This is a genomic window from Nostoc sp., from assembly GCF_036916985.1.
Lineage (GTDB): Bacteria > Cyanobacteriota > Cyanobacteriia > Cyanobacteriales > Nostocaceae > Nostoc.
This window is the reverse complement of sequence record NZ_JBALFD010000062.1, coordinates 205,031-226,316: the sequence shown is the minus strand read 5'-3', so window position 1 is coordinate 226,316 and position 21,286 is coordinate 205,031. Positions and strand designations below refer to the sequence as shown.

The following is a 21,286-nucleotide window of genomic DNA, read 5'->3' as shown; positions in this document are numbered from 1 at the left end:
ATCTACCGAAGGGATGAAGAGAAGATTTGTTGCGGATACATCGCTGCAAAAAAAAGATGATTCGAGTCTCAGAAAATCTGTTTACACAGCATATACAAATATCATGATAGCAATTCAATACTTACAGCCTCCAGCAATTACATCTGACTACTCCTCGCCCATAGTCAAAATAGCTGATGATTGGAACAAGGATGATAAATGTTCTAATGCAGATCACCTGATTATTTCTGGCAGTACTTATGCGGGTACAGCTAGTACCGTAACTGTTGGTCAGACACTTCCGGGTGGGGGTACAGCGATCGCAAACGGCACTTATCCAGACGTTTTCAACAACGATAAAGTTGATAGCAGCTTTGGCATAACTTCGCCAATTTTCCTCCAGGAAATTACTACTTGTGGCACAGATATCCGTACAATGTACGTTGATCCTAGTGTCATTACTACCAGTTTTCCGTCTAAATCGGAATTAGCCTTAAATCTGACACCCGACGGCAAAGGGCTGACTTTCATGGGTTACCTTAGCCCAATCAATCAGCTTGACGTGTCAAACTCTAATACGCCAGGAATTACCGAACCGGGCAACCCTGTGACAACGACTCCCACCTATAGGGCAGTAGCGCAAATCAACTTTGATGATGCACACTTTATCTCTCACGGTTTTCTCACTCCCAAGGTAACTACAACCAACGCATATCCTGGGAACAATGGTCGTGCAGGTATACTAGGTTCAAACGGCTTGTACTACACTGTGGGTAATGCTGGTAATGGCAATGGCTCGCCAGCAGTCACAGCGGCGGCTGGTGTACAGATTGTCATTCCTGGTCAGAACGCGACTTCATCAACTCCTGGCACTAATCAGGTAGGATCGTTCAACATTACTCAATATGGCTACACCACACCCGACAAGACTGCTAAAGACAACAATTTCCGAGGCGAGACTATTTTCAATAACACTTTGTATGTAACCAAAGGTAGTGGTAGCAACGGAATTAATACTGTATACCAGGTCGGTAACGCAGGTAGCTTACCAACCCTCGCCAATGCAGCTACTGCACCAATCACCATTTTGCCTGGCTTCCCCACAAACCTCGCTAAGACTGGCAAGAACGTGAATGGAACTGTCCAACCCATCTACTATCCCTTTGGTATTTGGTTTGCCAACGCAACCACCCTCTATGTTGCTGATGAAGGTGACGGTGTTGCTGCTGATGCCGCAACCAGCACTACCGCAGGTCTTCAGAAGTGGAGTTTGGTAAACGGCACTTGGCAATTGGACTACGTTTTGCAAAAAGGCTTGAATCTTGGTCAGCAATATCCCGTAGCTGGTTTACCTACTGCTGACAATCCGGCAACAGATGGTCTTCGCAATCTTACGGGTCGAGTCAATCCTGATGGCACTGTCACATTGTATGCAGTAACTTCTACCATTAGCGGTAGCGGCGATCAAGGAGCAGATCCAAACGAAGTGGTTGCCATCACTGATAGACTTTCCTACACAACAGCCGGACAATCTGCGTCTGAGCAGTTCCGCCTCATCCGTACCCCCATCTCTGGTCAAGCGCTACGAGGTATATCTTTTGCCCCAACTAACAAGGAGAAAGAGAGGTCTGGGGAGGACTTTAAACCAGAACATTAACCTAATAGTTCACCAACCCAAAATTGATGGGTGGATGCTAGCAGAGGTAAAAGGACTTATTTAGAACTGCTACTAGCTTTAGCAGTTCTAATTAATCGGGGAGAATTATGAAAATTCAATACCACCATTAGACATCTCCGGAAAAGATTTAGTGACCACAAATTTGCACGCAGACCTAACCCCTTCCCTGCTTCCCTACAAGGGAAGTGGGGTTTTAAAGCCTCTCTCCGTTTCGGGGAGAGGTTTGGAGAGGGGTCTTTTTTCTTTTCTGGAGATGTCTATTAGATAAAAATTGAGCCGAGTCTATTACCGCGATCGCTCCAAAATCCAATCGAGTAAAATCGGATTGACTAATTCCGGCGCTTCATCCTGCGGACAATGCCCCACTCCCTCTAAAGGAATAAACTTTTCTACCTGCGGAAAGTTAGCTAATTCTCTCCCTAATTTAATTGGTTCCCACGGATCAGCCGTTCCCCACAAGATAATCGCTGGACAGGGTAACAGTGGTAAAAGGTCTTCTGGTAGAGGCCCTGTAGAATAAGAAGTAAAAGCCAGAAACACAGCCCCAGCCCCAGGATCACTTGCTGGTGAAGTGAGAATATCTACCAACTCATCTGTCACCATCTCAGGATTCGAGTATGCTTGCAGCAGAATTTTCCGCACCGTTTTCGGTTTGGCGAGTTGATTGAAAAAGAAATCACCAACTGCTTTGATAGATAACAGGCGTTGCAGTAGAGGCGCTCCATAACGACGAGATAAAGGTAAAGTTACCCGTTTGCGATCGTGTAACAGTCGTAAAGAACAGTTGAGCAAAGCAACTCCCAAGGCAATTTCTGGGTTGCTTACTGCTGCCTGCATGGCGACAATACAGCCAATGGAATTTCCCACTAAAAAAGCTGGATCACCGATAACTTCATGGCAAAAATCTGCTACTTGCTGTCCCCAGGTTTCTAGTGTATAGGTAATTTTTTCACCAGGTTGAGGTTTGGCGGAAGCGCCAAAACCAATCAAATCGATCGCATAAACACGGCAATTTTCCGCTAATCCGGGAATATTTTTCCGCCAGTGCCCCCAAGAAGCGCCAAATCCATGTATCAGGACAACAGCGGGCCCTGTGCTTCCTTGGGTTTGATAGCAGATCGGGAAATCTTGCCAAATCCAGGTTTTTGTAGAGGGAAGTGCTGTTTTTGAACTTGAGGTTGTCATGGAAAATTTGATGATAACAAGGGTAAAAAGCTTATTGAACAGAATTCAGGGGTCAGAATGGGCTAAACGCCCCGCTACCACTAACAGAATGAATTCTGTACGACACCTGTTTGCGTTCGCCAACGCTTAGAGCGAGTCCGCGTACCCCTACGGGATCTTGCTACACGCAGCGTCTCGTAGAGAGTGTCTTGATTCTGAATTCTGAATTCTGAATTCTTCTTCAACAGCATTAAGGCCTAAGTAGAATTGTTTTGAACTTGAATAAAATTTATCAGATTTTCAAAATAAATCTTTTGCTATGGTGATAGCCTATACATATACCATGAAAACTTCTCGGCTGATAACATTAGCATTAAGCTGATAGTTTTATCCAGTATAGAGATTTTTAATTTGGTTGATAGAGGTGATTTACTCACAACTGAAGATTATGTAAGTATCATGAATCATAAGTTTTTTCATGTGAGTAATATTTTGGCTATTTTTCGATGTAAGTGAATTAGCATTAGTGCTATATTCAGTAGTTTTACAATTTACGATCGCAAATTTGATCTATAAGATTGGCGAATATGAGGCATCGGCTAAGGGGTGGTTTGCAACTGGAAACTGACGCTGAATTTAACAATATTTTTCTTGTTCCTAGTTCTGCGAGCCAGAAATCATGAATCTACTAGAAACAATCGATACTCCCGTTGGGAGCTACGCACCAGATTTTGAATTGCCCGGAATTGATGGTCAAGTACACCATCTCAGGCGTTATCTTGAGAAGTTCCGAGCAGTCGGCGTTATTTCCATGTGTAACCACTGCCCTTATGTCGATCGGTATTTAGGCAGGCTAAAAAACATTCAAGCCGAATTTGCCCCCAAAGGCTTCACACTAATTGGATTGAATGGTAGTAATGTTGACTACGATACTAGGTCAAGCTTTGAAAATATGAAAGCTTTTGCCCGGCGTCACCAGTTGAACTTTCCCTACCTGTGGGACTCAACCCAAGATGTGACCGGTAGTTTCGGTGCAAGAAAAACACCAACGGCCTTTCTAATAGATACTAATGGTATAGTCCGCTACAAAGGTAAAATTGATAATCATCATCAAGATCCATCATCAGCAGGAGAAGATTATTTGAGAACAGCGATCGCTTCTCTGTTTAAAGGTGAAGAAATAGTCATACCACAAACAGAAGCAATAGGTACTACATTGATTTGGCGTAACTAGACATAGATAGTCCCTGTAACTGTTATCTTAAATTGGAGGCAATTGCAACTTTTTTGATAAAGCGGAACTTCATGGGAACGAATTACCGACGGGTTTTACTCAAACTGAGCGGTGAAGCCTTAATGGGCAACATGGGCTATGGCATTGACCCAGAGGTGGTCAAAGGAATAGCACAAGAATTAGCAGAGGTGATAGCCACTGGTACTCAAATCGCCATAGTTGTTGGCGGCGGCAATATTTTTCGTGGCGTCAAAGCAGCGTCGGCGGGAATGGACAGGGCAACAGCTGACTATATTGGGATGATTGCCACGGTAATGAATGCCATGACGCTGCAAGATTCGCTAGAACGCATAGGAGTACAGACGCGGGTGCAAACTGCGATCGCTATGCAAGAATTAGCAGAACCGTATATTCGTCGTCGTGCCATCCGTCATCTTGAAAAAGGGCGGGTGGTAATTTTTGGCGCTGGTTCTGGAAATCCCTTCTTTACTACAGATACAACTGCGGCATTAAGAGCAGCAGAAATTGATGCCGAGGTGATTTTTAAAGCCACCAAAGTAGATGGAGTGTATGATGCTGATCCTCATATTTATCCTGACGCCAAGCGTTACAATAGCTTAACCTACGCACACGTTTTAGCCAAAGATTTGCGGGTGATGGATAGTACTGCGATCGCCTTGTGTAAAGAAAATAATATCCCAATTTTGGTCTTTGACCTAACGGTGAGAGGTAACATCCACCGAGCAGTCTTGGGAGAATCCATCGGCACCCTTGTGGGAGGTTCTTGTGAAATTAGCTGAAGCTGAAAGTACGATGCAAAAAACCGTTGAGGCCACTCAACGATCTTTTAACTCAATTCGCACTGGCCGCGCCAATGCGAGCCTATTAGATAAGGTATTGGTAGATTATTACGGTTCGCCCACTTCCTTGAAATCACTGGCAAACATTAGCACGCCAGATGCCACGACGATCTTAATTCAACCCTACGATCGCAGCAGTTTAAACATAGTCGAAAAAGCGATTTCTTTGTCAGATGTCGGTTTAACCCCCAGTAATGACGGTTCCGTGATTCGGCTGAATATTCCGCCCTTGACAAGCGATCGCCGTAAAGAACTCGTCAAAATAGCATCTAAGTATGCTGAAGAGGGTCGTGTTAGTATTCGCAACATCCGCCGCGATGCCATAGATGCCATTCGCAAACAGGAAAAAAATGCTGAAATTCCTGAAGATGAAGCACGAGATCAGCAAGATAAATTGCAAAAACTGACAAACAAGTACACTGCCCGAATCGACGAATTACTGGCAGAAAAAGAAAAGGACATTACGACTGTTTAAAGTCTAAAGTCTGAAGCATAAAGGTTGAAGGATGATGGATAAATTCTTCAACCTTTATCATTTCTGAGATATTTAACAAAAATTGATCAATTATTTCAATAGAGAATAAACTAATTCTGGAGCAAAAATTCAATATGTACGACTGCATCATCGTCGGCGCGGGGCCAGCTGGTGGAACAGCTGCATATCATTTAGCCAAACAAGGCCGCTCAGTATTAGTTTTAGAAAAAGAATCCCTACCAAGATATAAACCTTGTGGTGGTGGTGTATCTCCAGCGATCGCCCAATGGTTTGACTTTGATTTTAGCCCAGTAATTTCTGTAAAAGCCGACTCTTTTCGCTTTACCTGGAAATTGGGCGATCCCGTAGAAGCAAAAATCCCCACAAAAGAACCAGTCTGGATGGTGCGACGAGATATTTTTGACCATTTCCTAGTGCAGCAAGGACAGAAGCAAGGGGCTGAACTACGAGATAATACGGAAGTAATAGGTATTGAGTTTCAAAGCGACTATTGGCTAGTTAACACAGCTAATGGCCCAGTTACAGGCCGCTACTTAATCGCAGCTGATGGTGTCAAAGGACCAATGGCAAAATGGCTAGGCTTCAAAGAACGTAAACGCAGTTTAGCAGGAGCTTTAGAAGCAGAAGTTACGGCAACTGTCAAGGATAAATCCACAATGCACATCGAGTTAGGCTTGGTGAAAAATGGCTATATTTGGAACTTCCCAAAGGCGGACGGTTATTCCATTGGTGTCGGTACATTTGTCGGTGGCGAACGCCAAGACTTTAAGAAGATTTTAGATGAGTACGCGCGATCGTTTAATCTAGATATCAAAACTAGCAAGCAGTATGGTTATCCCATATCTATTTGGGATGGTAATCAAAAACTGCACACCCAAAATGCAGTTTTGGCTGGGGAAGCTGCTTGTGTAGTTGATCCTATGACAGCAGAAGGCATTCGTCCGTCAATTTTTAGCGGTTTAATTGCAGCAGGAGCCATTAATGAAGCACTTTCTGGTAATACCAACGCTTTAGAAAAATATAGCGAAGCTATGAACGAACAATGGGGTACTGAGATGGCTTGGGCGAAAAAGTTAGCTGGAGCGTTTTATCGGTTTTCTAACATTGCCTACCAAGTTGGTGTTAAGCACCCCTCTGCTCCCCAAGTCATGGGTAAGATTATGTGTGGAGAACTGGGCTATGGCGATATTGCCGGTCGTGCCCTCAAGCGTTTAATTTCTGGTTTTGGAGGTTAATTAACTAGACAAATTGCTCAAGCAACTTGTTAAAAGCAGGCAAACTTCCGCCACTGTGTACTAGGCATTTCTCAATATGGCAATTTACTTGACAAAACGGCTATCTGTGTTCGCTAATATTCTTGCTCTTATCCTCTTCATGCCGGGAATTGCCTTCGCTGCACCCGTTCAAATCAATACGACTTCTGGTATTATTTTCGCCCAAACTACTAAAACTGCAAGCTATTCTACCTCGTCGGAAATTAACCTGACTCCTCTACAACGCCAAGAACTTCAGGCTGTGCGTCAGAGAAGAAACAGGGAAATAGAGGCAGTCTTAACCTCATCCCAGCGTGCCCAACTTACTCACAATCTCCGGGCTGGTAACAATATCAAGCAAGCGCTAGAAAAAATAAATTTGCAACCAGAGCAGCAAGATTTAGTCAAGGCGATCGTGCAATTTACTAACTTGAAAATGAAGGCTATTTCATCTAGACATTCACTAGACAACAATAAAGGGTTAAATAATACTGGAAAGTTTTGATAATAAGCGATTGACTTTTTAATATTAAGGTAATCGTATGTTCAAAATAAAACAAGTTTCGTTTTATACAATATTCTGTTGTAACCTGTCATTAATAAAAGCGTTATTGTTAATTCTGCTGTTGACAAAAGTCTAGTACGGAGTTCATCAAGACTAGGGAAACATTTGACTAATCTGGACTTCAATTTCTGGAAATGCAATCAAAGATAATATTGCATCCTCCTGCAAAATAAATTCAAGATTATAGCCTTCTAAACCCGGTTCGCGGAAAACATAAACCTGACGCTGATTCACATCCAAAATCCAGTAGTCAGCAATTCCCGCTTTACCATAAAGAGGCGCTTTTTGTTTACGATCTGTTTCTAGTGTTGTATCTGCTACCTCAATAAGTAAAAAGATTTCATTCGGCGCAGGATGATGATCGATGTACTTTCGCCTATCAATCTGGACAACAGCGATATCTGGCTCAGGTTCCGAATATTGGCTCAACTGAATGGGATCTTGTACCCGAACTAAGGCAACTTCTGCTAGCAGACGCTTGAGATAGTCAGACGCGCACAGTGTTGTTGCTGCATGGGGAGGATTTTTGGCACTCATCGGGATAACTTGCCCATCAATCAGTTCCACGCGTTCATTCTCTGTAATAATACCCGTTTCAAACATCCGGTGATATTCGTTTACAGTCCACAAGCGCACTCTAGTTTGTGTCATTGTACATTTCCTGTGGCGGGCTACCGCCTACGCACATTACTTTTAAGCGATTTCTCTTACTCTCAACTTTGGCAGCATCTATAATTAATCTTGCCCTATTTAGTTCGTTACCATGTCGGAAGAAGATATCCGAGCCGCCAGGCTGGAGAAAGTAGAACAACTCAAGCAGTTAGGGACTAACCCTTATGCCTATCGTTGGGAATCTACCCATCATGCAGCGCAGTTGCAAGAAAAGTTTGCCGATTTAGTCAGTGGTGAAGAAGTTGATTTAGATGTTGCCATAGCTGGACGCATTATGGCGCGTCGCGTTTTTGGTAAATTGGCTTTCTTCACTTTACAAGACGAAACCGGTACAATTCAGCTTTATCTAGATAAAAATCGCATTCAAGAAGGTATGGCAGATATTGATGCCGATGCCTTCAATCACTTAAAACAACTTACAGATGCAGGCGACATCCTGGGAGCCAAAGGTACTATTAAACGGACTGAAAAGGGCGAGTTATCTGTCTACGTTAAACAATATACTATCCTTACTAAATCCCTGTTGCCCCTACCCGACAAGTGGCATGGATTAACGGATGTTGCCAAGCGCTACCGTCAGCGCTACGTTGACTTGATTGTAAACCCAGAAGTGCGACAAACTTTCCGCCGTCGCGCTCAAATTACTGCTGGTATTCGCCGCTATTTAGAAGAACGGGATTTTCTAGAAATTGAAACACCGGTTTTGCAAAGTGAGACTGGGGGTGCAGATGCGCGTCCATTTATCACTTACCACAACACTTTAGAAATGGAGTTGTATCTGCGAATTGCCACAGAACTCCATCTCAAACGGTTGATTGTGGGTGGTTTTGAAAAGGTGTTTGAATTGGGGCGAGTTTTCCGCAATGAGGGAATTTCAACTCGACACAATCCCGAATTTACTACGATTGAAGTTTATCAAGCCTACGCCGACTACAACGATATGATGGTGCTGACAGAAGGGATTATTACCACTGTCGCCCAAGAGGTACTCGGCACATTGGAAATCACCTACCAAGGGGAAGCGATAGATTTAACACCACCTTGGCGGCGGGTGACAATGCACGATTTAGTTAAAGAAGTTACGGGCTTGGATTTTAATTCGTTTCAAAGTTTGGAAGAAGCAAAAACAGCAAGTAAAAATGCTGCTATTCCTGGTATAGATGAAGCCCAATCAATTGGTAAGTTACTAAATTTAGCCTTTGAAGAGAAGGTAGAAGCCAATTTAATTCAACCTACTTTTGTAATTGATTACCCTGTAGAAATTTCGCCCTTAGCAAAACCTCACCGTTCTCAACCTGGTTTGGTAGAACGATTTGAGTTATTTATAGTCGGGCGAGAAACTGGGAATAGCTTCTCAGAACTTACCGATCCGATCGATCAAAGAGAACGTTTTGAAGCACAAGCGGCACGGAAAGCCGCCGGTGACTTAGAAGCCCAAGGTGTAGATGAGGATTTTCTCACCGCTTTGGAATATGGGATGCCGCCTACTGGTGGTTTAGGGATTGGGATCGATCGCTTGGTGATGTTATTAACTGATTGTGCCAGTATTCGGGATGCGATCGCCTTCCCCTTACTCAAGCCAGAAAAATTAGAATCATCCCCAGATTAAGTCTGGGGATTGGGAACTGGGGACTGGGGACTGGGTATTGCTTCTCATGTCTCTAATCCCCCAATCCCTACACCACTACCTTTTCCAAGATCAGTTTAGAACGCTTCACTTGATCGGGAATCGCCACGGGGTAATCTCCAGTGAAACAAGCAGAACAGAAACTATTGGTGTCTTCTCGTGTCGCATCTAGCATTCCTTCCCAACTCAGATAGGCGAGGCTGTCTACTTCCAGTTGCTTGGCAATTTCCGCTACTGATTTGGTAGCAGCAATTAGCTGATCCTGAGAATCGGTATCAATGCCATAGAAGCAGGGATGAGTTACAGGCGGAGAAGAAATTCGCATGTGTACCTCTATTGCACCCGCGTCACGCAAGGTTTTGACTAGTTTACGGCTGGTAGTACCCCGTACAATTGAATCGTCTACGATGATTACTCGTTTACCTGCTAGCACATCTTTAAGGGGGTTGAGTTTCATGCGGATACCCGATTCCCGCATGGTTTGGGTTGGCTGAATAAAGGTTCGCCCAACGTAGCGATTTTTAATCAGTCCTTCCATGTAGGCGACACCAGAAGCTTGAGAAAATCCAATGGCAGCAGGTATACCAGAATCAGGAACACCAAAAACAATATCGGCATCTACATTAGATTCTTGTGCCAGTTGTCGCCCTAACCGTATCCGATAGCTGTACAAACTCTCGTTGTGCATGATGCTATCAGGGCGGGCAAAGTAAATCATCTCAAAAATACACAATTTCCGCTCAGATTTTTGACCCCAATGATAAGAAGCCAAGCCTTCTTCAGTAATCCAAACTAATTCACCTGGTTCTACATCTCGCAGGTATTCGGCTCCAATGATGTCTAAACCACAAGTCTCGGAAGCCAAAACGTAACGGACTGGATTACCAGCCAAAGTCCCGATTACCAGAGGGCGAATGCCATTAGGATCGCGGACACCCATAACGCCGATGGGAGTGCCGATAACTAAACTGAAGGCTCCTTGGCAACGGTGAAATGCCTTAATTGCACCTTCTAGCCAATCTGCGCCTGCATTAATGGCTTCGGCGATCGCAAAAGCGATCATTTCTGAATCTGTTGTGGTAATTAAGTTACATTTATTGTCAAGCAACTCTTGACGTAGTTGCACAGTATTGACTAAATTACCATTGTGTGCAAGAGCTAATGAACCTAAACGGGTTTCTAGCACTGCCGGCTGGGCATTAACTCTACGACTAGAACCCGTAGTCGAATAACGAGTGTGACCAACAGCAAGGCTACCGAGCAATTGATCCAAGATGGATTCATTGAAAACTTGAGACACCAAGCCCATATCCTTGTGGAGATGTACTTGTGTACCCTCAAAGGTAGCAATACCAGCTGATTCTTGACCCCGATGCTGGAGGGCATACAATCCAAAGTAGGTCAGTTTAGCAACGTTTTCTCCTGGGGCATAGATGCCAAAAACACCACAAGCTTCTTCGGGCTTGTCAGGCTGATTTTCATGACTATTGATTGGGTTGTTGGTTGGGTCGGGGTATTCATCCGAAGTGACAGAATGAATAGAAATCATGCTAGCTTTGCTCCTGGTGGGGGGGTCAATCAATTTTGGATTTGAGATTGGCGATAGCGGAGCATTAGCGAGTCCGTGTGTCGCGCAGCGTCTCGTAGAGAGCGTCTTTTGGATTGATCGCACCATAGTAAGGATGCGGCTTGGGATTTGAGAATGGCTATTTTAGATTTGTTTCGCCTAGTAAGAGCAAGACAGGAACTAGAAGCAATGCCCCTAATCCCTCTGGGTTCGGTAGTTGCTCATGGGGTAAACTCCCTTGGCGCTAGCCTCTCCCTTTGGGAGAAGACCGCACTACCTCACTAAAATCTAAAATTCAAAATCTAAAATCGGTAGTCGGTCACTGGGATTATATCGATGGTGGTAGAGTTCTTAATAAATCTTTAACCATCCATTAAAACAGTACCGTAATTATGTTCAAGAAAGTTAATAAAAGAGTTAGGAGTTATGCTTTTTATTCCCAACTCCTCACTTTCAACTCCTAACTTCTTCGGGGGTAGTGGTGTGGACGGCGAGACGTTTGGCGATCGCATGGGAATAGCGATCGCTCATATCTTCGATACTAACTTTGATTAAGGTTTGGTTATCAGTGGTGAAAACCCCCAAACCCGTTTCAAAATTGCCAACAGTACCTAATATTTGCCAATTCTGCCCTAGATGTTCCTGTAAATATGATTCCCAAATTTCTTGTTGTGCTGATGCAACAGAAACTAAAATCCTGGCACCACCTTCGGCAAACAGCACTTCATCGAGGCGGTTTGACTGTGTTGGTGCTATTTCTAAATTGATTTGGGCCCCAAGGTTGCCAGCAAGACAACTTTCGGCTATAGTGATCGCCACTCCTCCCTCAGCAGAATCGTGGGCTGAACGTACCCAACCATTACGAATTCCTTCACGACAAACTTTCTGGACGCGGCGTTCCAAGTCAAAATCTACCCTTGGTGGTTTTCCAGCAACAGTATTGTGGATAGTGGCTAAATACTCAGATGCTCCCAAACTGAGTTTGGATGTCAGAGGCAATCCGAGCAGATAAATCACATCGCCGGCTGCTTGCCAACCTTGACCACAAATTTTGGTGATATCGGGAATCAAACCCACCATTCCGACAACAGGAGTGGGATAAATGGGTTGTGGAATGCCCTGAGAATCAAAGGTTTCGTTGTACAAAGAGACGTTTCCGCCTGTGACTGGTGTCGCCAATTCTCGGCAACCTTCTGCCAAACCGCGACAAGCTTCTGCCAATTGCCAGTAACCAATGGGTTTTTCTGGAGAGCCAAAATTCAGATTATCCGTCACCGCTAGAGGTTCAGCCCCCACACAGCTAAGATTGCGGGCTGCTTCTGCCACCACTGCCTTAGCTCCTTCGTAAGGGTCAAGATAAACATAACGAGGATTGCAATCTACTGTGGCCGCCACTCCTGATTTTGGATTTTGGATTTTGGATTTTGGATTTTGGATTTGTTCTAGGGGGCGCAAACGGATAACAGCCGCATCCGCACCACCTGGCAGGATTACAGTATTATTTTGTACTTGATGGTCATACTGACGATATACCCAATTTTTAGAAGCGATCGTGGGTGTATCGAGCAAAGTTAAGAGAATATCATTCCAGCTTTGCAGGTGTCCTTGGAGTTCTATTCCAGCAGTTGTAGAAGGAGGTAGGGAATCAGCAGTCCATTCCCAAGCTTTGCGCGCATATTCTGGTGGTTCTGTCAATAACTCTCGGTGATATAGTGGGGTATTCTCCGCCAAAGCCTCAGCAGGAATTTCTGCTGCTATTTCACCCTGAAAGAGAATCCGCACAATCGGTTCAGCAATGACTGTACCAGCCACAACGGCTTGAAGTCCCCAACGGTGGAAAATGTCGATTAATTCCTGCTCACGCCCTTTATGAGCAACAAACAGCATTCGTTCTTGAGATTCCGAAAGCAGATATTCATAAGGAACCATCCCACTTTCTCTGACGGGAATCTTATCTAAATCTAGTTCAATTCCCACACCGCCTTTTGCCGCCATCTCTGAGGTAGAACAGGTGATTCCCGCGGCTCCCATATCTTGGGCGGCGACAACTGCACCTGTCTTAAACGCCTCCAGACAGGCTTCAATTAACGACTTTTCCAAAAATGGATCGCCCACTTGCACAGCAGGGCGATCGTCTATGGATTGATCGCTCAATTCTGCACTAGCAAAACTTGCGCCTCCCATACCATCGCGCCCAGTGGTGGAACCAACATACAGCACGGGGTTGCCTAAGCCAGATGCTCCAGATTTGACGATTTCTGCTGTTTCCATCAACCCCAGTGCCATAACGTTCACTAGAGGATTGCCAGAGTAAGCAGAGTCAAAGTAAACTTCGCCGCCAACGGTGGGTACTCCCACACAATTACCATAATGAGAGATTCCTGCTACCACACCAGTGAATAGCCGTTGGGTTTTAGCATCTTCTAGAGAACCAAAGCGCAGCGAGTTTAATAGAGCAATGGGACGCGCACCCATTGTAAAGATATCTCTGAGAATGCCTCCTACACCCGTTGCTGCACCTTGAAATGGTTCTACTGCTGAGGGGTGGTTGTGAGATTCAATCTTAAAAGCTAGTTGGAGTCCATCACCTAAGTCTACAACACCAGCATTTTCACCAGGACCCACGAGGATACGGGGGCCATCGGTGGGAAATTGTTTGAGTAGAGGCCGAGAATTTTTGTAACAGCAATGCTCTGACCACATCACGCCAAACATTCCTAGTTCAGCTTTGTTAGGATGACGGCCTAGCCGACGGACAATTTCTGCGTATTCTTCTGGTTTAAGACCTTCAGCAGCGATTTCTTGGGGGGAAAAGGCTGGTTTTGAGGTTGCAGTCATGGAAGTAATGCACTCTGGGGGACAGAGCATTATTCTATCGATTTACTTGCCCTGTGGGTGCAGTTCTAGAAATGCAGATAATTCTTCTTAAGAGTTTTGGATGCGATCGCTCTTTTCTGAATATAAGTTCCAATGCTAAAGTAATGCTATCTTCAAGGCGTTTATTTTACCATGAACAGCATTACCATTCAAGTTCCTGATGAGCGTTTGTTGAAGCTGCAAGAAACTGCCAATAACCTTGGTATATCAATAGAAGAATTAGTGCTAATGGGTATTGAAGAAATACTAGATAAACCAAATGCATCTTTCAAAGGTGCGATGAATTACGTACTCAAGAAAAACACTGAACTTTACAAGCGGTTGGCGTGATGCGCTATCTCACCCTAGAAGAGGTCTTGGAACTTTATCATTGCATAGTTGAGCAGTCAGGTGGATCGGCTGGCATTTCCAATATGGGTGGATTGGAATTAGCGATCGCTCAACCACAAAGTTTAAAAACGTGAGTTCCTTCTGCCTGCTGCCTCCTGAGATAGCTTTTCTTACAAGTAAATTTTTTTATTGGATGGAGAGTAGGACAACCTCAGAATACGCTCAATAGAATTATCCCGACAGTGAGATACACAAGATGAATGGCTATTGTACACCAAATGCTTTAGTTTTTAAAGATAACTTCATTTTTTCATCTCAGTGAAATTTCTAGCCCCAAAACTTGCATAAATCTAGTGTCACTCAGAGATTATTCGGGTATATGCAGTTTAGATGTAACAATCAAGTGACGAGAATCACACATATCGATGATTAGGATCGTCTCCCTGCGATCGCTAACTAGGCATAATTAATGACAACTGAACTCTAGCCGAGTCATTAATAGGGAACACACTTAATTACCGACAGCCTTACTCAAGGACTGTCGGTTTTTTGTATTTGTCATTGGTCATTAGTCATTAGTCATTGGTCATTGGTCATTAGTAAAATGCCCAATGCCCCTCAAAATTGCTGTTAGCGGTAGCGGGGCGTTTAGCCGCCCGTGCTGAGTGGGGAATCTCATTTCTTTACTCAGCACTCGGAACTCGGAACTCGGAACTGTTTTGCCCCATGCCCATATCTATGAAATTTCCCCACAACTGGTTTGTAACTTGACAAAGGTTTTGCCATAGCCACTACCAAATGTGGGGAAGGTATGATCAAATTGGGTATCTTATGCCTAAGTAGACCGAAAGTATACTCCTAAAACTCGCACACACTTTGTATTATGACAAAGCCTGAATGATGTAATCAAAGTATGGTGCTGCTTGGGCAGAGTCTTCTGCACTCAATAAGCTAAGGGAGGCTGTTTTGAGGGAAGTGATCGCTTCTACCATTCCAGGCACGGGAACGCCCAATGAATTGTACATTTCCCGCACACCAATCAAACCGATTTTTTCAATTGGTTCTTTGTCACCAGCAAGCACGCCATAGGTAATTAGGCGTAAGTACCAGCCAAAGTCACGGATACATAAAGAACGTTGGCGTTCTCCGTAAGCATTACCTCCGGGGGAGATAAAGTCAGGACGTTTCTGCCAAAGTTGTTTGGTTGCTTCCTGAACTATCTTCTTTTCGTTTTCACCCAAAGTAGCTGCAATCCGTGTCCGTTGTACGCCGGTTTGCAAAAAGTCTTTGATATTTTTAAGTTCGCCACTGCTGGGATAACGCAGTTCGTCGTCGGCTTTGAGAATAACTTGGCTAATTACAGTCATGATTATTGAAATCACCTGAAATATTATCTGTTAGTTTACCGAGTTGGAGGTACACAAGTGAAGGGATCGGAGTTACTTATGTATTGAATTTATCTGTTTGGGGAGAGTGGGGACTGGGGATGGTGGGGTCCCCTCTGGGGATAAGGGGTAATGGGGACTGGGGACTGGGGGAAATGAAGAAGACAATAATGCTCCATGCCCCATAACTAATGACTAATGACTAATGACTAATGACTAATGACCAATGACTAATGACTAATGACTAAAATAATTTGGCAACAGGGTGAATTAATTGAAGTGACGATCGCTAATCTGAGTGATACAGGCGATGGTGTGGGACGTGCTGATGAGCGTGTAGTGTTTGTCCCAGATACCGTCCCAGGCGATCGCGCTATTGTCCGTTTAGTACATGTTAAACCTAAATACGCCCACGGGAAGCTCCAACAGCTATTAGAACCATCGCCCCACCGTATCCGACCTAGTTGTATTGTGGCGGACAAGTGCGGTGGTTGCCAGTGGCAGCATATTAGTTATGATTACCAACTAGTAGCCAAGCAAAATCAAGTTATCCAAGCAATGGAACGCATTGGCGGTTTTATCCAACCACCAGTAGATCCAGTACTCGCCGCCCCTTCTGCTTTCGGCTACCGTAACAAATCTACATATCCTCTCTCGCTATCGGCAACAGGACAGGTACAGGCTGGTTACTATCAAAAAGGTAGTCACCAATTAATTAACTTAAATCAATGTCCAGTCCAAGATGCACGATTAAATCCTTTACTTGCCGAAGTTAAACAGGATATTCAACAGCAAGGCTGGCAAATTTATGACGAACAACGTCACCAAGGAAAAATTCGCCATCTCGGTTTACGCATTGGCCGACACACTGGAGAAATGTTGCTGACTTTGGTAGTAAAGGACTGGAATTTATCAGGAATTGAAACCCAAGCCCAGGAATGGTTAAAGCGCTATCCGCAGTTAGTGGGAGTATCGCTAAATCGCAATGGCGATCGCACAAATGCTATCTTTGGATCAGAAACCCGTTGTATTGCTGGAGTCCCCCACCTGCATGAAAATTTTGCTGGACTGGAATTTCAAGTACGCCCAGATACATTTTTCCAAGTGTATACAGAAACAGCAGAGGCACTATTGCAGGTAATTCAATCAGAACTCAATCTTCAAGGGCATGAGTTGCTAATTGATGCCTACTGTGGTATTGGGACTTTAACTTTACCCCTCGCCAAAAAAGTACGTGTTGCTACAGGATTAGAAGTGCAAGCAGCAGCAGTAGAACAAGCTATTTTGAACGCCCACCGCAACGGAATTGATAATGTGACTTTCCTTGTCGGCGCTGTAGAGAAATTGCTGCCAAAGATGGGCACAATACCAGAAGTAGTAATACTCGATCCGCCACGTAAGGGGTGCGATCGCGCAGTCATAGACACTTTACGGCAATTGAAACCATCTCGGATCGTTTACGTCAGCTGTAAAGTAGCTACCCTCGCCCGCGACCTGAAATTGCTTTGTCAAGATGGGCTATATACCATCACACGGGTACAACCTGCTGATTTTTTCCCTCAAACTGCTCATGTTGAAGCTGCTGCCTTCCTTGTGCTGTCACATTTGAACAAGGATGGTAATTCCTTTACAAAAACTGAAATTTGAAATTTTTAGTCTAGTGCATACTAAAGATGCTAAAATTGAATTGAGGCAAAAATAAAAATTCATTTTGTTTAAATAAATTCAAGTTGCATAGGTTCTTAAAAATATGAAGTGGATTGTATGAATTATAAATCGGCAAATAACTAGAGTATGCCAATACTCTCTCAAATTAGCAGCATCTTTTTAATTTGCTGACTTCATTATCAAACAAATTCTGGCCGATATATATCTAGACAATCCCAACTCATAGTTATAAAGCCAATGCTCCCTAGCATTTTCAAAATTTAGTTTTAAAGACGCAAGTTTGAAGGCAGCATGACCACCTCAAGTTTTATCAGGGTGACTGTAATAGCAAACTGATGTCTAGCTAACTGAAAGCTATGGGGTTTCTCTTGTGATTACTATTTCACTTCGTCCAGTTGGACGTTATTGGGGCACTATTAGTTTTGCCTCAACCCTCTACCTTTGTCCTATATTAGACTTATTGTTGGCAGAAATTCCAGCAAAATTACAAGCAGAACTGCGTCTAGGACTTCAAGAAGCCCTAGTCAATGCGGCTAAACATGGCAATAATCTCGATCCAAGCAAAACAGTTGTAGTTCGTTTTTCCGTAATAGATAATCAATATTGGTGGATAATATCAGACCAGGGTAGTGGCTTTACTCCTTCATCTACTACTAATGAAGAACCAACAGACTATCTTCCACCAGATGAGTCAGAAAATGGTCGTGGTTTATGTCTTTTGCATCAAATTTTTGATCAGGTGCAGTGGAACCGCAAAGGCACAGAATTGAGGCTTTGTAAACAAATGGAAAATCGCCGGGGACTATCTCTGCGGCGATAATAGGGGAGTGGGGAGTGGGGAAAGTTATTAGTTGATTGATTGATTTTATTCCCTACTCCCTACTCCCTACTACCTATTTACCGTGAGTTGGACAGGGAGGCGCAGAAATAGAGCGATCTAACCAACCAACTGCTTGTTGTAATCTAGCTTGAGCTTCTTCTGGTTGATTCTTTAAAAGATATACAATTGCTGCTGCCACTTGTTCATTAGCGCGGGAATTGCGGTTAGACTTGAGGCGATGCCAATCGTTAGGGGAAATGCTCAGTCTTTCCATGAGGGCTTGAGCTAGTTCCAGAGTACTAAGTTCATTCAGTTGACTGGTTTTCGGCAGCTGGGTAGATTGAGACATAACTATTGGCACATTTGCATTTACTTCTACTTTACTACTTGTAAATGAAGCCGCCAAAACAATCACAGCCGTCAGCAGAAAATCCCGAACCAGATTTTGAACAAGAACTAGAGGAAGTAGAGCGATCGCTCCTATCCTTAAAAGAACGTTACGATCAAGTGCAACGCGATCGCCAACAACAGGCACAATGGCAACAGCGCCGCGATCAACTAAAGCACAATAAATCTCAGACACCAGAAATTAAAGCAGAGTTACGGCACATTCAACAGCAGTTGGAAAGGCTAGAACTCAACTTAGAAAGCCAGTTATTTTCTTGGCGTAGCCTCAAAAAACCTTTCTGGCAAGTCGTCCGCTTTGGTGGAATGGGCGTTATCATAGGCTGGATATTAAAGTCTTATGCTGGATAAATCCAATTTTGGATTTGGGATTTTAGATTTTGGATTGGGTTAAATAGTTAAGATTCTTTAATATTTTTACTTACTAAGTTGACGAAATATAAGTTGTAAGATATGGCAAATCGACGAATTGCAGAAATATTGCGAAGTGGCCAACCTGATGAATCCCTCCAAGTGCAAGGCTGGGTGCGGACGAAGCGCGAGTCCAAAGGGTTTGCTTTTATTGAAGTCAATGACGGCTCATCACTAGCTAATTTGCAAGTCGTCATTAATCAGGATTTGCCAGATTATGAAGCTATCTTGAAAAAATTGAATACGGGTGCGGCTGTGGAAGCGACAGGGGTGCTAGTGGCTTCTCTGGGTAAAGGACAGCGAATTGAGTTGAAAGCCGAGATAGTGAAAGTTTACGGCGAAGCTGATCCCGATACCTATCCCCTGCAAAAGAAACGCCATTCCTTTGAGTTTCTGCGAACCATTGGACATTTGCGATCGCGTACCAATTCCTTTGGTGCAGTTTTCCGCGTCAGAAATGCTTGTTCGGCTGCAATTCACCAATTTTTTCAACAGAGAGGCTTTTTGTGGGTACACACACCCATCATCACCGCTAGCGACTGCGAAGGCGCAGGTGAACTGTTTAGCGTTACTAGTTTGGATTTAAAAAATATTCCCCGCACAGAAAACCAAGCAGTAGATTACAGTCAAGACTTTTTTGCTAAACCCACATATTTAACAGTTAGCGGCCAGTTGGAAGCGGAAGTGATGGCGATGGCGTTTTCTAACGTCTACACCTTTGGCCCTACCTTCCGCGCAGAAAATTCCAACACCTCCCGCCACTTAGCAGAATTTTGGATGGTTGAGCCAGAAATGGCTTTTTGTGACTTAGAAGGCGATATGGATTTAGCTGAGGCGTTTCTGAAGCACATTTTTAAATATGTGTTGGAAACTTGCCCAGAAGATATGGAATTTTTCAATGAACGCATTGATAAATCTGTGTTGTCAACAGCCGAAAATATTGTTAATAATCAATTTGAACGCTTAACTTATACAGAAGCGATCGCACTTTTAGAAAAAGCTGATGTTAAATTTGAATATCCTGTGAGTTGGGGTTTAGATTTACAATCAGAACACGAACGCTACCTAGCTGAACAACAGTTTAAAAAGCCAGTAATTGTTACAGATTATCCAGCGCAAATCAAAGCCTTTTATATGCGCTTGAATGACGATGAAAAAACTGTCCGCGCAATGGATATTCTCGCACCCAAAATTGGCGAAATTGTCGGCGGTTCCCAGCGCGAAGAACGTTTAGAAGTTCTAGAACGCCGTGTATTAGCGCAAGGATTAAACCCAGAAGACTTGTGGTGGTATCTTGATTTGCGTCGTTATGGTACTGTTCCACACGCTGGTTTTGGGTTGGGTTTTGAAAGACTCGTGCAATTTATAACCGGTATGGGAAATATTCGTGATGTGATTCCGTTTCCGCGTACACCGCAAAGTGCTGAGTTTTAGTTTGCATTTTAAACCTGGCTATTTCCAATCGCCAGGTTTTTGACTTTTGTGGATAAAGAGAAATCCAACTGAAAATATTTATCATGAGTATACAAGATCAAACCATTGGTAAAATCCGGCAAATGCCAGAATCTTTAGTTCAAGAAGTAAGTGATTTTATCGACTTCCTATTAATGAAGCATAGCGGTAAGAACTGGGAATTATGGCTTCAGTTTAGCGAGTCAGTGGAAATAGTTGAATCAGATTTTTCTGACTATTTATCTAATTTAGAAGATTATGAAGAACGCTTGGCGCGTGGGGAAATTCAGTGGTAGATATCGCACGGGGAGATGTGCTTTTGTGTGATCTCAATCCTGTTATTGGTACAGAACAAGCAGGCATTAGACCTGTTGTAGTGGTACAAATTAATCGGGCAAATGCTGTTAGTCCTCATACCATTATTGCACCATTCACCTCAAAGATTAGACGCGCTATTCTACCCTCCCATGTGTTTGTACCTGCTGGTATTGGTGGTTTAAGCCAAGATTCTGTTGTACTTTGTGAGCAAGTTCGGGTTGTTGATAAATCAAGAATTATCAGAGTGATTGGTCATTTGGATGATAATTATTTAGATGAATTGGCAATAGCTTTGTGTACTATCCTTGGCTTAAGGATTATGAACAATAATAATGATTGATAAATATTAGGTCTCACATCATTTATATACTTATTGAACTATTCCCCATGCGGGTTTTAGGTTGGGTTTTGAACGACTCGTGCAATTTATGACGGGTATGGGAAATATTCGTGATGTGATTCCCTTTCCTCGTACACCGCAAAGTGCTGAGTTTTAGTTTGAGAGGAACGAAACCCAACATTATC

At 43.6% G+C, this 21,286-nt stretch carries 22 protein-coding genes and 1 pseudogene; 17 read left to right on the top strand and 6 right to left on the bottom strand.

Annotation, left to right across the window (positions count from 1 at the left end; all coding sequences use genetic code 11):
- Nucleotides 1-103: 103 nt before the first annotated feature.
- Nucleotides 104-1,636, top strand: coding sequence for a hypothetical protein (locus V7L07_RS21135; protein WP_335060855.1), 1,533 nt, complete (start codon nt 104-106; stop codon nt 1,634-1,636).
- A gap of 306 nt (nt 1,637-1,942) precedes the next feature.
- On the opposite strand, the gene V7L07_RS21130 is transcribed toward V7L07_RS21135, so the two are convergent.
- Complete coding sequence (locus V7L07_RS21130) at nt 1,943-2,842, bottom strand: alpha/beta fold hydrolase (RefSeq protein WP_335060854.1); 900 nt, start codon at nt 2,840-2,842, stop codon at nt 1,943-1,945.
- Nucleotides 2,843-3,500: 658 nt separating this feature from the next.
- Here V7L07_RS21130 and V7L07_RS21125 point away from each other — a divergent pair.
- From V7L07_RS21125 to V7L07_RS21105, 5 genes are all read left to right on the top strand, one after another.
- Nucleotides 3,501-4,055: a thioredoxin family protein gene (locus V7L07_RS21125; protein ID WP_335060853.1), complete on the top strand. Its 555-nt coding sequence runs from the start codon at nt 3,501-3,503 to the stop codon at nt 4,053-4,055.
- 71 nt (nt 4,056-4,126) lie between these two features.
- Nucleotides 4,127-4,855, top strand: a complete 729-nt coding sequence (gene pyrH, locus V7L07_RS21120) for a UMP kinase (protein WP_069074277.1) — start codon at nt 4,127-4,129, stop codon at nt 4,853-4,855.
- A complete protein-coding gene (gene frr, locus V7L07_RS21115; protein ID WP_334711198.1) occupies nt 4,842-5,390 on the top strand; it encodes a ribosome recycling factor in 549 nt (182 codons plus the stop codon). Before pyrH ends, frr begins: the two co-directional genes overlap by 14 nt.
- Nucleotides 5,391-5,524: 134 nt before the next feature.
- Nucleotides 5,525-6,646 carry a geranylgeranyl reductase family protein gene (locus tag V7L07_RS21110; protein WP_335060852.1) on the top strand — a complete coding sequence of 374 codons (1,122 nt, stop codon included), beginning with the start codon at nt 5,525-5,527 and terminating at the stop codon, nt 6,644-6,646.
- 76 nt (nt 6,647-6,722) lie between these two features.
- Nucleotides 6,723-7,169 (top strand): hypothetical protein, encoded by a 447-nt coding sequence (locus tag V7L07_RS21105; protein WP_335060851.1) that lies wholly within the window; start codon nt 6,723-6,725, stop codon nt 7,167-7,169.
- A gap of 153 nt (nt 7,170-7,322) precedes the next feature.
- On the opposite strand, the gene V7L07_RS21100 is transcribed toward V7L07_RS21105, so the two are convergent.
- Nucleotides 7,323-7,880 carry a Uma2 family endonuclease gene (locus tag V7L07_RS21100; protein ID WP_335060850.1) on the bottom strand — a complete coding sequence of 186 codons (558 nt, stop codon included), beginning with the start codon at nt 7,878-7,880 and terminating at the stop codon, nt 7,323-7,325.
- Between the two features lie 112 nt (nt 7,881-7,992).
- On the opposite strand from V7L07_RS21100, the gene lysS reads away from it, so the two are divergent.
- Nucleotides 7,993-9,510, top strand: a complete 1,518-nt coding sequence (lysS, locus tag V7L07_RS21095; RefSeq protein WP_335060849.1) for a lysine--tRNA ligase — start codon at nt 7,993-7,995, stop codon at nt 9,508-9,510.
- Between the two features lie 67 nt (nt 9,511-9,577).
- On the opposite strand, the gene purF is transcribed toward lysS, so the two are convergent.
- Nucleotides 9,578-11,077: an amidophosphoribosyltransferase gene (purF, locus tag V7L07_RS21090; RefSeq protein WP_335060848.1), complete on the bottom strand. Its 1,500-nt coding sequence runs from the start codon at nt 11,075-11,077 to the stop codon at nt 9,578-9,580.
- Between the two features lie 153 nt (nt 11,078-11,230).
- On the opposite strand from purF, the gene V7L07_RS21085 reads away from it, so the two are divergent.
- Entirely contained in the window at nt 11,231-11,380 is a 150-nt protein-coding gene (locus V7L07_RS21085) for a hypothetical protein (RefSeq protein ID WP_335060847.1), read from the top strand.
- A 168-nt stretch (nt 11,381-11,548) separates the two neighbouring features.
- On the opposite strand, the gene purL is transcribed toward V7L07_RS21085, so the two are convergent.
- Nucleotides 11,549-13,933, bottom strand: coding sequence for a phosphoribosylformylglycinamidine synthase subunit PurL (gene purL, locus V7L07_RS21080; protein WP_335060846.1), 2,385 nt, complete (start codon nt 13,931-13,933; stop codon nt 11,549-11,551).
- Nucleotides 13,934-14,104: 171 nt separating this feature from the next.
- Between purL and V7L07_RS21075 the strand changes: the two genes are divergently transcribed.
- The gene (locus V7L07_RS21075; protein WP_334699216.1) at nt 14,105-14,302 is read left to right on the top strand and encodes a DNA-binding protein; all 198 of its coding nucleotides are present in this window, start codon (nt 14,105-14,107) and stop codon (nt 14,300-14,302) included.
- Nucleotides 14,302-14,436, top strand: a complete 135-nt coding sequence (locus tag V7L07_RS21070; protein ID WP_335060845.1) for a hypothetical protein — start codon at nt 14,302-14,304, stop codon at nt 14,434-14,436. The genes V7L07_RS21075 and V7L07_RS21070 overlap by 1 nt, the downstream gene beginning before the upstream one ends.
- Before the next feature lie 747 nt (nt 14,437-15,183).
- Here V7L07_RS21070 and V7L07_RS21065 read toward each other — a convergent pair.
- The gene (locus V7L07_RS21065; RefSeq protein WP_334711209.1) at nt 15,184-15,669 is read right to left on the bottom strand and encodes an allophycocyanin subunit alpha-B; all 486 of its coding nucleotides are present in this window, start codon (nt 15,667-15,669) and stop codon (nt 15,184-15,186) included.
- A 258-nt stretch (nt 15,670-15,927) separates the two neighbouring features.
- On the opposite strand from V7L07_RS21065, the gene rlmD reads away from it, so the two are divergent.
- Together rlmD and V7L07_RS21055 are read left to right on the top strand one after the other, a co-directional pair.
- Complete coding sequence (gene rlmD, locus V7L07_RS21060) at nt 15,928-17,334, top strand: 23S rRNA (uracil(1939)-C(5))-methyltransferase RlmD (RefSeq protein WP_335060844.1); 1,407 nt, start codon at nt 15,928-15,930, stop codon at nt 17,332-17,334.
- A gap of 391 nt (nt 17,335-17,725) precedes the next feature.
- Entirely contained in the window at nt 17,726-18,175 is a 450-nt protein-coding gene (locus tag V7L07_RS21055) for an ATP-binding protein (protein ID WP_179068619.1), read from the top strand.
- Nucleotides 18,176-18,248: 73 nt separating this feature from the next.
- Here the strand turns inward: V7L07_RS21055 and V7L07_RS21050 are convergent, their stop codons facing one another.
- On the bottom strand, nt 18,249-18,524 hold the full coding sequence (locus tag V7L07_RS21050) for a DUF6439 family protein (RefSeq protein ID WP_335060843.1): 276 nt from the start codon (nt 18,522-18,524) through the stop codon (nt 18,249-18,251).
- A 44-nt stretch (nt 18,525-18,568) separates the two neighbouring features.
- Here V7L07_RS21050 and V7L07_RS21045 point away from each other — a divergent pair, with 44 nt between their 5' ends.
- The 5 genes and pseudogenes from V7L07_RS21045 to V7L07_RS33535 form a co-directional block, all read left to right on the top strand.
- Entirely contained in the window at nt 18,569-18,931 is a 363-nt protein-coding gene (locus V7L07_RS21045) for a hypothetical protein (protein ID WP_100898358.1), read from the top strand.
- Nucleotides 18,932-19,033: 102 nt separating this feature from the next.
- The gene (asnS, locus tag V7L07_RS21040) at nt 19,034-20,425 is read left to right on the top strand and encodes an asparagine--tRNA ligase (RefSeq protein WP_335060842.1); all 1,392 of its coding nucleotides are present in this window, start codon (nt 19,034-19,036) and stop codon (nt 20,423-20,425) included.
- 83 nt (nt 20,426-20,508) lie between these two features.
- Nucleotides 20,509-20,739 (top strand): DUF2281 domain-containing protein, encoded by a 231-nt coding sequence (locus V7L07_RS21035; RefSeq protein ID WP_335060841.1) that lies wholly within the window; start codon nt 20,509-20,511, stop codon nt 20,737-20,739.
- Complete coding sequence (locus V7L07_RS21030) at nt 20,733-21,101, top strand: type II toxin-antitoxin system PemK/MazF family toxin (RefSeq protein ID WP_335060840.1); 369 nt, start codon at nt 20,733-20,735, stop codon at nt 21,099-21,101. The genes V7L07_RS21035 and V7L07_RS21030 overlap by 7 nt, the downstream gene beginning before the upstream one ends.
- Nucleotides 21,102-21,138: 37 nt before the next feature.
- Nucleotides 21,139-21,258, top strand: a pseudogene (locus tag V7L07_RS33535) (amino acid--tRNA ligase-related protein); the annotation flags it as partial.
- Nucleotides 21,259-21,286: the final 28 nt, after the last annotated feature.